The organism is Nonomuraea sp. K271 (assembly GCF_009908215.1).
Lineage (GTDB): Bacteria > Actinomycetota > Actinomycetes > Streptosporangiales > Streptosporangiaceae > Nonomuraea > Nonomuraea longispora.
The window spans coordinates 1-11,510 of the sequence record NZ_JAAAHR010000235.1 but is presented as its reverse complement, the minus strand read 5'-3'; the positions used below and the strand labels follow the sequence as shown (position 1 = coordinate 11,510).

6 protein-coding genes and 1 pseudogene are annotated in these 11,510 nt (G+C 72.6%); 2 read left to right on the top strand and 5 right to left on the bottom strand.

Going from position 1 to position 11,510, the window contains the following annotated elements:
• Positions 1-1,818 (top strand): annotated as a pseudogene (locus GUY59_RS43475) (hypothetical protein); the annotation flags it as partial.
• 84 nt (positions 1,819-1,902) lie between these two features.
• Here the strand turns inward: GUY59_RS43475 and scpA are convergent.
• The 5 genes from scpA to GUY59_RS43445 form a co-directional block, all read right to left on the bottom strand.
• Entirely contained in the window at positions 1,903-4,050 is a 2,148-nt protein-coding gene (gene scpA / locus GUY59_RS43470) for a methylmalonyl-CoA mutase (RefSeq protein WP_138207953.1), read from the bottom strand.
• On the bottom strand, positions 4,047-5,795 hold the full coding sequence (locus tag GUY59_RS43465) for a methylmalonyl-CoA mutase family protein (RefSeq protein WP_138207951.1): 1,749 nt from the start codon (positions 5,793-5,795) through the stop codon (positions 4,047-4,049). Before GUY59_RS43465 ends, scpA begins: the two co-directional genes overlap by 4 nt.
• A gap of 60 nt (positions 5,796-5,855) precedes the next feature.
• Positions 5,856-7,685, bottom strand: coding sequence for a peptidoglycan-binding protein (locus GUY59_RS49580; protein ID WP_252375216.1), 1,830 nt, complete (start codon positions 7,683-7,685; stop codon positions 5,856-5,858).
• Positions 7,686-7,768: 83 nt separating this feature from the next.
• On the bottom strand, positions 7,769-8,707 hold the full coding sequence (gene mtnA, locus GUY59_RS43450) for an S-methyl-5-thioribose-1-phosphate isomerase (RefSeq protein WP_132329687.1): 939 nt from the start codon (positions 8,705-8,707) through the stop codon (positions 7,769-7,771).
• Between the two features lie 31 nt (positions 8,708-8,738).
• A complete protein-coding gene (locus GUY59_RS43445; RefSeq protein ID WP_138207949.1) occupies positions 8,739-10,604 on the bottom strand; it encodes a CASTOR/POLLUX-related putative ion channel in 1,866 nt (621 codons plus the stop codon).
• Between the two features lie 121 nt (positions 10,605-10,725).
• Here GUY59_RS43445 and GUY59_RS43440 point away from each other — a divergent pair.
• A partial coding sequence (locus tag GUY59_RS43440) for a serine/threonine-protein kinase (protein WP_161715022.1) occupies positions 10,726-11,510 on the top strand: 785 nt, incomplete at its 3' end.

Here is an 11,510-nt window from a genome sequence, read left to right as displayed (position 1 = left end):
ACTCAAGACGCCGCCCCCCAAGGCGCGGCCTCCCCGCACGGTGGTCCCGCCGCGCACGGTGGTCCCGCCGCGCACGGTGGTCCCGCCGCGCACGGTGGTCCCGCCGCGCACGGTGGTCCTGCCCCTCATGGCGGCGTCCCTCATGGTGGCGCCTTTCCGCAGGGCGCGCTCGTCCCGGAGGCGGAGGGCGGGCGGCAGGCTCCCGCGTACGACACGCCGTACCAGACGCCGGCGCCTCAGCCCGCGAGCCGGCCGGCCACGAACGACACCCCGGACTGGCTCTGGGAGCAGACACCTGAGCCCGCCTCCGCCGAACCCGCACCGGGCACCGGCGCCGAACAGTCCACGGCCGCGCGGCAGGGCCCCGGCCAGGCGGCCGCGTTCGACACGCCGGGGGAGGCCGCCCGGTCCGAGTCGCACGGCCAGGCCTGGGGCGAGCCGCCCGGGCAGGCGCGGCCCGAGGCGGCCGGCTCCCCGGCAAGGCAGCGAACCGACGATTCCGCGGCCTGGCAGCAGACCGCCGACCAGACCCTCGACCAGGACGCGTCCGCGCCCCTCGGCAAGGACGTCGGCGATCCCCCGCCCCTCGGCAGGGTGGTCGGTGAGCCCCTGCCCAGGCGCAGGACCAGGGCGCCACAGCAGGGTGCGGCGTCCGGGGACTCCGGTTACGGGCCCGGGCAGGCCGCGTACCCGTCGCACGAAGCCCAGCCGGGCGGCGGCCCGCACGGACCCGGTCACGAGGTCCAGGATCCGCAGCCAGGCCCGGCGCAGGGCTACGCGCAGGCAGGCCTCGCGCAGGGAGGACTTGCGCAGGGAGGACTTGCGCAGGGAGGACTTGCGCAGCCGGGCGACGCGCGGAGCGGCCCCGGCGAAGCGGGTCACGGGCAGGCGGGCCACGAGGAGGACGGCTCGCCGCTTCAGGCGTTGTTCGATCTGTCGCAGCCGGTCGAGTCCCCGTCCGCGTACGGTACGCCGCCGGCGTACGGGCAGGACAGCCCGTCCGAGGCGCCGACCGGGTACGGGGCGCCGTTCGGGACGCAGGACGAGGGGAACGGCGGGCAGGCGCCCGAGGTGCCGGCCTGGTCGGAGCCGCCCGCTCCGTTCGCCGCCAAGCAGGGCCTCGACTCGGCGCCGTTCGAGTCCCAGCCGCATGCCACCGCGCCTCCTCACGCGCCCGAGTCCACGCACTCGGTGCCGACCGCGCACTCCTCGGCGCTCGTCGACGCCCTGGTCGCCGGCGGGGGAACATCCGCGGCCGCGCCGCCGCCGCGCAAACGGCGCAGGGCGAAGAAGGTGCTCATCGCCTCCGTCTCCGGCATGTGCGTGCTCGCCCTCGGCGGCGCCATCGTCTGGCTCACCCCCACCACGCCCACCCAGAAGACCACGAGACTCGCCGTCGTCAGCGAGGCGCCGACGGCCTCTCCGTCCGCCACCACGACCGAGCGGCGGCGGCGCAGCCGTACGGCCGACCCCCAGCCCGACGAGTCGACGGGCACCGGCCGCGCCACGAAGGGCCGGCTGAGGCTGGTCTACGTGCGGGCCGGGGGTACGAGGAACGGCGACTGCTGGGCCGGCGGCGAGGCGACGCTCCAGGCGCTGGTCGAGCGGACCGGGGGCGCGGTGAACTTCGCCTACACCTGGTATGTCGACGGCTCCGCCCTGGGCCGCGCGACGGCGGGCATCTCGCGCAACGGCCGGCGCTATCTGGCCGCGCCGCACACCCTCACGAGCTCGGGCGGCGTCCACAAGGTCACGTTGCGGATCACCTCTCCCCTCACCACCCAGCGGACCGTCTCCGTCACCATGTGCCCGCGTTGAGGCGCTCCCCGGCCTCCGAAGGGCGCCCCCTCCCGGCGGATGCGCCGGAAGTCTCCCGAACCGGCCGGCCACGACCCGGCAGCCCTAGGGACGCTTCCTCAGCTGGTCGATGAGGTCGAGGGCGGCGTCGGCGATCACGGTGCCCGGCGGGAAGATCGCGGCGGCGCCGGCGGCCCGCAGCGCGTCGTGGTCGTCCGGCGGGATGACGCCGCCGACCACGATCATGGTCTCGCCGGCGTCGTGAGCGGCGAGGGCCTCGCGCAGCGCGGGCACCAGCGTGAGGTGGCCGGCCGCCAGCGACGACACGCCCACGATGTGCACGTCGGCCTCGACCGCCTGCCTGGCGACCTCTTCCGGCGTCTGGAACAGCGGGCCGACGTCGACGTCGAAGCCCAGGTCGGCGAAGGCGGTGGCGATCACCTTCTGGCCGCGGTCGTGACCGTCCTGGCCCATCTTGGCGACCAGGATGCGCGGGCGGCGTCCTTCCGCTCGCTCGAAATCGGCGCAGGCCTGGCGGGCACGTTCGATGGCGGCGGAGGGGCCTGACTCGTCGCGGTACACCCCTGAGATGGTACGGACCTGCTCGGCGTGCCTGCCGAAGACCCGCTCCAGCGCGTCGGAGATCTCGCCCACGGTGGCCTTGGCGCGGGCGGCGTCGACGGCCAGCTTGAGCAGGTTGTGCTCCAAGCCGGGCGCTGGGTTGTCGGCGGCCTTGGTGAGCGCGGCGAGCGCGTGCTGGACGTCGGGTTCGTGGCGTTCGGCGCGGAGCCTGGCGAGCTTGTCGAGTTGCTGGGCGCGTACGGAGCTGTTGTCGACCTTGAGCACCTCGATGTCGTCGTCACCGGTGGCGCGGTACTTGTTCACGCCGATGACGGGCTGGCGGCCCGAGTCGATGCGGGCCTGGGTGCGGGCGGCCGCCTCCTCGATGCGCAGTTTGGGCAGGCCCGCCTCGATGGCCCTGGCCATGCCGCCGGCGGACTCGACCTCCTGGATGTGCTCCCAGGCGCGTGCGGCGAGGTCGTGGGTGAGGCGTTCGACGTAGTAGGAGCCGCCCCACGGGTCGATCACCTGCGTGGTTCCCGACTCCTGCTGGAGGAGGAGCTGGGTGTTGCGGGCGATTCGGGCGGAGAAGTCGGTGGGCAGGGCGAGGGCCTCGTCCAGGGCGTTGGTGTGCAGCGACTGGGTGTGGCCCTGGGTGGCGGCCATGGCCTCGACGCAGGTGCGGGCGACGTTGTTGAAGACGTCCTGCGCGGTCAGGGACCAGCCGGAGGTCTGGCTGTGCGTACGGAGGCTCAGGGACTTCGGGTTTTTGGCGTTGAATCCGGAAACGAGCTTCGCCCACAACAACCGGGCGGCGCGCAGTTTGGCGACCTCCATGAAGAAGTTCATGCCGATGCACCAGAAGAACGACAACCGCGGCGCGAACCGGTCGATGTCCATGCCCGCGTCGACCCCGGCCCGCAGATATTCGACGCCGTCGGCCAGCGTGTAGGCCAGCTCCAGGTCGCATGTGGCGCCGGCCTCCTGGATGTGGTACCCGGAAATGCTGATCGAGTTGAATTTCGGCATCTTCTCGCTCGTATACGCGAAAATATCCGAAATAATACGCATCGACGGTGCCGGTGGATAAATATAGGTGTTGCGTACCATGAACTCTTTGAGGATGTCGTTCTGAATCGTCCCCGCGAGTTGTTCCGGCGCGACACCCTGCTCCTCGGCCGCCACGATGTACAGCGCGAGAACGGGCAGCACGGCGCCGTTCATGGTCATCGACACGGACATGCGGTCGAGCGGGATCCCGTCGAACAACTGCCTCATGTCGTAGATGGAGTCGATCGCCACCCCCGCCATGCCCACGTCGCCGGCGACACGGGGATGGTCGGAGTCGTAGCCTCGGTGCGTGGCCAGGTCGAACGCCACCGACAGGCCCTTCTGCCCCGCGGCGAGGTTGCGGCGGTAGAAGGCGTTGGAGTCCTCGGCCGTGGAGAAGCCCGCGTACTGGCGGATCGTCCACGGCTGGTTGACGTACATCGTGGGGTACGGGCCGCGCAGGTAGGGGGCCGCGCCGGGATAGGTGCCCAGGAAGTCGAGACCGTCGAGGTCGCCGGCGGTGTAGAGCGGCTTGACCTCGATGCCCTCGGGCGTCTCCCACACCTCGCCCGCCGGCTCGGGGGCGTCCGTCCCCGGCTTGGGCCCGCCGTTGAGCGGGATGCCGGAGAAGTCCGGGATCATCGGGTCACCTCCAGGTCGTCGAAGGTCGTGCGGAGCACGGCCAGCGCGTCACAGCCCGCGTGCAGGGTGGCGTCCACGCCCTCGTAGTCTTCCTTCCCCGCCAGCCACACCTTCTTCGCCCCCGCCTTGCGCAGGGCGGCGGCGACGGCCGTGGCGTGCTGGGCGTACAGCTTGTCGCTCGAGCACAGGCAGGCGACCGTCGTGCCGCTGACGGCGAAGGCGGTGGCGATCTGCTCGGGGTCGGCGCCCGGGCCCGCGGTCTCGGTCTGCAGGCCGCCCGCCTGGAACAGGTTCGCCGCGAACGCCGCCCTGGCGGTGTGGACGGCCACAGGGCCGATCGTGGCGAGGAACACCTTGGGACGCTCGGCCTGTGCGTCGGCCAGATCGCGCAGTTCCTCGAAGGGCTCGGCGTAGCTCACCCGGGGCAGCCCCACGCTCCCGCCGTCGTCCGGTGCGGTTGTGCCGGAGGCCGACGCGGGGCGCAGGGGTTTCTCGTGGAGGTCGGGGTATTCGCTCACGCCCGTGATGGGCAGGCGCCGGTGGGCGATGTCGTCGGCGCGGCGGTCACGGGTGGCGGCGATCCGCTCGGACACCAACCCGGCCGCCGCCGTGAACCCTCCGGCCGCCTCGATCTCCTGGAACCAGTCCCACGCCCGCTCGGCCAGGTCGGCGGTGCGGCGTTCGACGTACCAGGAGCCGCCCGCGGGGTCGATCACCCGCCCCGCACCCGCCTCCTCGATCAGCAGCGCCTGCGTGTTGCGGGCGATGCGGCGGGAGAAGGCGTCCGGTGACCGCAGGCGGGCGTCGAACGGCCGGACGGTGACCGCCTCGGCTCCGCCCACGCCCGCGGCGAAGCAGGCGAGCGTGGTGCGCAGCATGTTGACCCACGGGTCGCGGGCCGTCATCATGGCCGCGCTCGTCACGGCGTGCTGCGCCTGACCTCCGTGCTCGGCCGCGCCGCAGACCTCGGCGACCCTGGCCCAGAGCCGGCGTGCCGCGCGCAGCTTGGCGATGGTGGCGAACTGGTCGGCGGTGGCGGCGTACCGGAACTCGATCTGCCCCAGCGCCTGCTCGACGGAGAGCCCGCCTCCGGTGAGCGCCCGCAACTCGGCGACGCCCTGTGCCATCGAGCAGCCCAGCTCCTCGGCGTCGCTCCCGCCGGCGTCATGGTAGGGCGTCGCGTCGGCGACGACCGCCCGCAGCCCGGGGAAGTCGGCGACGCAGCGCCGCGCCAGCCGGGCCCCGAGCTCGCCGGAGGCTCCCAGATTGCCGCTCAGCGGGGTGCCGCGGGCGGCGGCGAGCCCGAACAGCGCCTGCGCGGCCTCCTCCGCCCGCTCGCCGGCCTCCAGCACGACGGGCGCCAGGTCGAGATAGACGTCCTTCAGCACCGTGCCCAGCTCGCCCACCGGGATGGCGTCCGGCCCGACGACCAGCCACAGCGAGGTGCCGCCGTTCTCCAGGTCGGCCAGCACGGCCTCGGGGTCGGCCACGGCGTGCCGTTGCCGCACGTCCCACCCGGGCACGGCCCTGGCCCCGCGCAGGTAAGTGGCCGCCCCTGGCAGGCCCGGATCTCCAGGAAGGTCGCCGGCGTCGTAGAGCGGGGCGACCGCCACCCCGTCGTAGGTCAGGGTGGACAGCGCCTCCTCGGGAGAGTCCGCCTCGATCCCGGATCTACGCAGGACCGCCACCGCCAGCGCCCGCCAGTCGTCGCGCGACACAGGCGCGAACCCCGCTGCCAGTTCCATGTTCGGATAGTAGGCGGACGGCCGCGAACCGGGTAACCCAGGGCCCACCCCTACGCGAGATCAGCTGGTCGGGGCCTCCCACGCCAGCCGCCACGTGATCGGGCCCACGATCCCGTCGTCGTCGATCCCCTGCACGCGCTGGAAACTGCGGCACACGTCGCGCGACTCGGGACCGTACGCGCCGTCCACGTCGATGTCCCAGCCGCGTTTCCTCATCTGCGCCTGCCACGTGCGTACGTCCTCGCCGCGTGTCACCGGCGGATACCTCAGCAGCCGCCCGGGGAACGGCGGCGCCGAGGGCGGCGGCGGTGGCTCGGCGGTGCCGCCGGGGCGCGGGGCGCCACGCCTGACCCAGGCGTAGAGAGGGTCGCCGGGGCAGGCGGTGGCGTAGCCGTCGCGGTGCCCCTTGATCTCCTTGCCGGCGCGGCCACTGGTGCGCAGGTGCTCGATCGCGTCGAGGACGGCGTGCAGGACGCCGTCGGGCGGCTGGACGAGCCCGGTGCTGCCCACCAGCCCCAGCACGGCGTAGTGGCCGGAATTGAGCCCCGGGCCGTTGGCGGCGGGCAGATGGTGCGGCCCGCGCCCCTGGAACACCTTCCGGTGCGGGCAGGCGATCATGGTGTTGCCGGTGAAGTAGACGGTCCCGTCCCTGCGCGCCAGCCAGCTCTGGTTCTCGATCCTCGGGCACCAGATCCGGCCGTCGTAGGTCTCCTTCCGGATGGTCATGCCCAACGCGCCGCGCCGCGCGGCCGGTCGCGGCACGACGTGCCGCCGCCTGCCGACGGAGACCTTCCACCCGCCAGGTCCGTTGCCGTCCGCAGGCGGCACACGGTGCAGCGACGCCTCCGACCCCGACAGCAGCGCGGCGAACATGAACGCCTCCGCCGCCGTACGGTCCTCGCGCGCGAACCCGTCCGGCCCGTCCCCGCCCGCCAGGCAGGTCGCCACGTACAGGTCGAGCTGGGCCCTGGTCAGGCAGAGGAGGAAGCCGAGTGCGGGCACCCCGCCGGGCGCCGCCTCCAGCAGTTCCCGGCCCGCGCGGGCCGGGAGCCGGAACGCGGCGCGATCGTCCGAGAGCGTCTCCCGCCATGCCCCACCCCGGTGGAGCCGGTCGGCGGGAGGGCCGAGGACCGCGTGGAGCGCGGCACGGATGCGCATGAGGTGCGCCTCGTCGTCCGGCGGCCGGTGGATCGCGACGCCGCCCCCGGCGCGGTCGACGGCCCCGGCCGTGCAGAACCACGCGAGCAGCTCGACGAAGGCGTCCGACCACTTCGGCTCGGTCGGCAGGTCGGCGCAGGGAGCGGCGATCGTGATGCGGTCGTCGCCGGCGATGGTCTCGGTGGTGACCCACCGGCGCTCACGCACGGTGACCGTACGGCCCGCCCTCGCAGCGGGCAGCCACGTCGCGCCCGGCCCCCTCCACCGCAGGGAGCCGGGGACGCGGCGGCGGCGCTCCACCGGCCAGCGGTGATGGGGCGTCGACAAGGAGGAGTGACCGGCGCCGCGCATGCGGATCATCTCCCGCTCGCGCGGGGGGAACACGCACACGTCCAGCACGGGCTGCCACACCGACATGCCCGTGCCGTGGTCGAGGGTGAGAACGATGTCGCCGGGACGCAGCTCGCACCAGGACCTCCAGCCCTGCCGGGTGAGGATCTCGGTCTCCTCGTCCACGCAGTAGCCGATGTCGATCCAGCCGTTGCCGTCCATGTGGTGACCCTGGATGGAACGTACCAAGGCCGTGCAGGCCTCGTGGTCGGAGACGATGCCGGGATCGACCCTGCCACCGGTGTAGTGGACCTTCACGCCTTTGGCGGAGTCGAGCTGCGTGTAGTCGCCGCGTGGGGTGCGAGCGTTCCAGTCGCGCCTTGATACCAGGTCGATGGCCACAGGTGAGCTCCGGGGGGTCGCTGTCGGTGACGACCGAGCGTAACGCGGGCGGCGCGGGCAGGTCCTGGAGATGGGGGATTTGGTCAGGGGCGGATGATCCGCTGGTCCGTCACGATCGCGGTGATGAGGTCGTGCGGTGTCACGTCGAACGCCGGGTTCGCCGCGCGCGTGCCCTCCGGGGCCACGCGCACCCCTCTGAAGGCCACGATCTCGTCCTCGTCGCGGTCCTCGATCGCGATGTGCTCGCCCGACGGGGTGTTCTGGTCGATCGTGGACTCGGGCGCGACCACCACGAACGGCACCCCGGCGCGTTCGGCGCCGAGGGCGAGCGCGTACGAGCCGATCTTGTTGGCGGTGTCGCCGTTGGCGGCGATGCGGTCGGCCCCGACGAGCACGGCGTCAACCTCGCCCTTGGCCAGCAGGTAGGGGCCCGCGGAGTCGGCGATGAGCCGGTGCGGCGCGCCCATCCTGGCCAGCTCCCACGTGGTGAGCCGGGCGCCCTGCAGGAGGGGGCGGGTCTCCAGCGCCAGCACCTCGGCCAGCCGCCCGCGTTCGTGCAGCGTCTGGACGACGCCCAGCGCGGTGCCGCGTTCGACGGCGGCGAGCCCGCCGGTGTTGCACACGGTCATGATCCGCAGCCGGTCGCCGGCGAGGAGGTCGGCGCCGCGCTCTCCCATGGCCCTGCAGGCGGCGATGTCGGCGTCGCGGACGCGCAGCGCGGCGGCGAGCACCGCGCCGGGGCCCTCGGGCAGGTGCTCGGCGACCTGGTCCACGCCCCACGCGAGGTTGACGGCGGTGGGCCTGGCGGCGCGGAGCCTGGCGATCAGTTCGGGGTCGCCGCCCGCCAGCACCACGCCCAGCGCGCCGGCCACGCCGAGCGCGGGGGCGCCGCGCACGGCCAGCCGCCTGATGGCGTCGACGAGCTGGTCAACGGTGTGGATGCGCAGCATCACGCACTTGTCGGGCAGGAGGGTCTGGTCCACCAGCTCGACCGCGCCGTCCACCCAGTCAATGGTCCTCACGGGGCACACGGTAACCCACGGCGGCGTGGGTTCAGCGTTCGGCGAGCACGATCACCGAGTCCGCCTCCTCCAGGACGATGGGCTCCGTCTTGTCCGGGTTGAGGACGATCCCGTAGTGCGGGGGGTCGTTCCTCGCCGTGTTCTTGCGGTAGCCGATGGCCGTCTCGCCCCTGCGCCGGGCGGACTCCACGACCGTGGAGAAGGAGACCTTCGCCCCCGTCTTGACGTACGAGGCGGCGGGGCGCGGGTAGATCTCCGATCCCCGCGAGTCGAACAGGTAGCCGAACACGTCCGCCAGGTGACGGTTCTCGGCGAGCTGGGCGAGGAGCAGGCCGATGACGGTGTCGCTGATGACGATGTCGTCGGCCTGGGTGACCTCGGCCAGCGAGCGGTTGTTCTCGTCGTGCATCTCGCTGACGATCGAGTAGTGCTCGCCGAGCGCCTTCTGCATGTCGCGGAGCTGCAGCAGCGTCATGAGCGTGCGCGTGTCGGAGTGGCGCGGGTCGAATCGGTCGTCGCTGAGCACGATGACGTGCTGGAAGAGGCCGACGCCGAGCGACTCCAACGCGAATCGGTCTGTGGTGTCGCAGTCCTTGACGTTGACGGTGAGGTTGCGCAGGCCGGCCAGGCCGGTGCCGGCCTTGGGGTGGTCCGCGGCGATCTCCAGGACGGCGCCGGGGGCGACGTACCCGTCGAGGTAGCGGACGATCTGCTCGGCCCTGCCGTTCCAGTTGAGCAGCAGCGTGCGCTCCGGCTCGGTGCGCGGGCGCCCGGCCTCGACGATGGCGCCGTCCTCGATGTACGGCATGCCGGCGGCGAGCCGTACATCGGAGTCGTCGTGCGCGATGACGATGACCTGGTCGTCGGCGTTGATGACGGTGTCGCCCTGCGGGTTCAGCACGACGCCGGACGGCCGGCGCAGCCCGATCAGGGAGGCGGTCTGGTACGCGTGCAGCGCCTCGCCGTACGTGACGCCGACGAGCTTCTTCGGGGTGCGCAGGTAGATCTCGCCGCCGTCGAAGTTGAGCAGGTCCATGCACACCACGGACATGCCGGACTGGCGCGAGGACTGCACGATGAGCCGGGAGGCGGTGTCGTCGGAGTCGACCAGGTGCACCTCGTCCCCGCCGGCCAGGCGGGCGGCGGCCATGTTGCGGCTGGAGGTCAGCGCCGCGACGGCCGGCGGGTGCACGCCCTCGCGCTTGGCCAGCGCGAGCAGGATCTTGATGACGTGGGCGTCGGGGTCCTCGCGCTCGGGTGAGAGCACGACGACGGAGCGGGCCGCCGCCAGGTTCATCAGGTCGAGGTCGTGCGGCTCGGTGGGGCGCCCGGTGCGGCAGACGATGCGCGTCTTGCCCAGGTCGCCCGCCTGCTCGCGAACCTGCTCTTCCATTTCCAGTTTGTCACGTTCCGCCAGGATGGCGATCACCGAGCTGCGCTGGCTCGCCTGCGCCTTGGCCAGCTCGGCCACGATCGTGAAGACCTGGTCGGACCAGCCGAGCACCACCGTGTGGCCGGACTCGACGATCCGCGAGCGGCCCCTGCGCAGGCGGTCGACCTTCTGCTTGAGCCCGTTGGAGAGCAGACCGACGAGCATGCTGACGATGAAGATGCCGCCGAGAGAGCCGGCGAACATCACCGTCATGTACGCCGTCGAGCCTTCGTCGCTGGAGATCTTGCCCGGACTGAGCGCGTGCATGAGCGCGAGCCAGAGCACGTGTCCAGGGCCGGTCACGCCCTCCGGTTCGTTGGGCGCGAACCAGAGCGTCAGCACCGTGACCACGACGATGAGGGCGAGCGACACCATGGCCAGCCAGCCGATCAGTGAAGCCGTCCCCCTGGACATGGTGTTGTCGAACCAGTACCGCGCCCGCTCGCGGAACGTGATCTTCGACACTTCCCCTCATACCTCCGCCTAAGGAGTGATTTAACCCAGCGGTCCAAGGTACCGGTGGATTGTGGCTTCCGCATGGCGAAGGGATCTTTGCCGCGTGCGGGACGACGGTAACGTATCGCCCATGGTGACCCCCCTGACACCAGACGACCCGGCGTCGCTGGGCGGCTACCGCCTGGCCGGCCGGCTCGGCGAGGGCGGCCAGGGCGTGGTCTACCTCGCCCATTCCCCCTCGGGGCTGCAGGTCGCCGTCAAGCTGCTCGGCACCGGCGACTCCGAGACCAGGGCCAGGCTCGCGCGGGAAATCGATGCCCTCGCGGGCATCGCCTCCTTCTGCACGGCGCGGGTGCTCGACGTCTCCACCAGCGGCCCGCGGCCCTACGTGGTCAGCGAGTACGTCGACGGCCCCTCGCTCTCCGAACGGGTACGCGATCGCGGCCCGCTGCGCGGCGGCGACCTGGAACGCCTGGCGGTGGGCACGGCCACGGCGCTGGCGGCCATCCACGCGGCCGGGATCGTGCACCGCGACTTCAAGCCGTCCAACGTGCTGCTCGGCCCCGACGGGCCCCGGGTGGTCGACTTCGGCATCGCCAGGGCGGAGGGGGCGGCGACCATGACCTCCGGCCTGATCGGCACGCCCGCCTACCTGGCGCCCGAGCAGATCAACGGCTCGCCCGCGGCTCCGGCCTCCGACGTCTTCGCGTGGGCCGCCTCCATGGTGTTCGCCGCCACGGGCACGACCCCGTTCGGGGCCGACACCGTCCCCGCCGTGCTGCACCGGGTGCTGTACGCGGAGCCGGACCTGTCGCCGCTGCCGCCGCGCCTGCGCGGGCCGATCGCGTCCTGCCTGTCGAAGGACCCCGCGCGCCGGCCCTCCGCGCAGCAGCTCATGGTGTCCCTCGTCAACCC

Coding starts and splice junctions, on each gene's coding strand:
- scpA (WP_138207953.1), bottom strand. CDS start 4,050: ATGATCCCGGACTTCTCCGGCATCCCGCTCAACGGCGGGCCCAAGCCG.
- GUY59_RS43465 (WP_138207951.1), bottom strand. CDS start 5,795: ATGGAACTGGCAGCGGGGTTCGCGCCTGTGTCGCGCGACGACTGGCGG.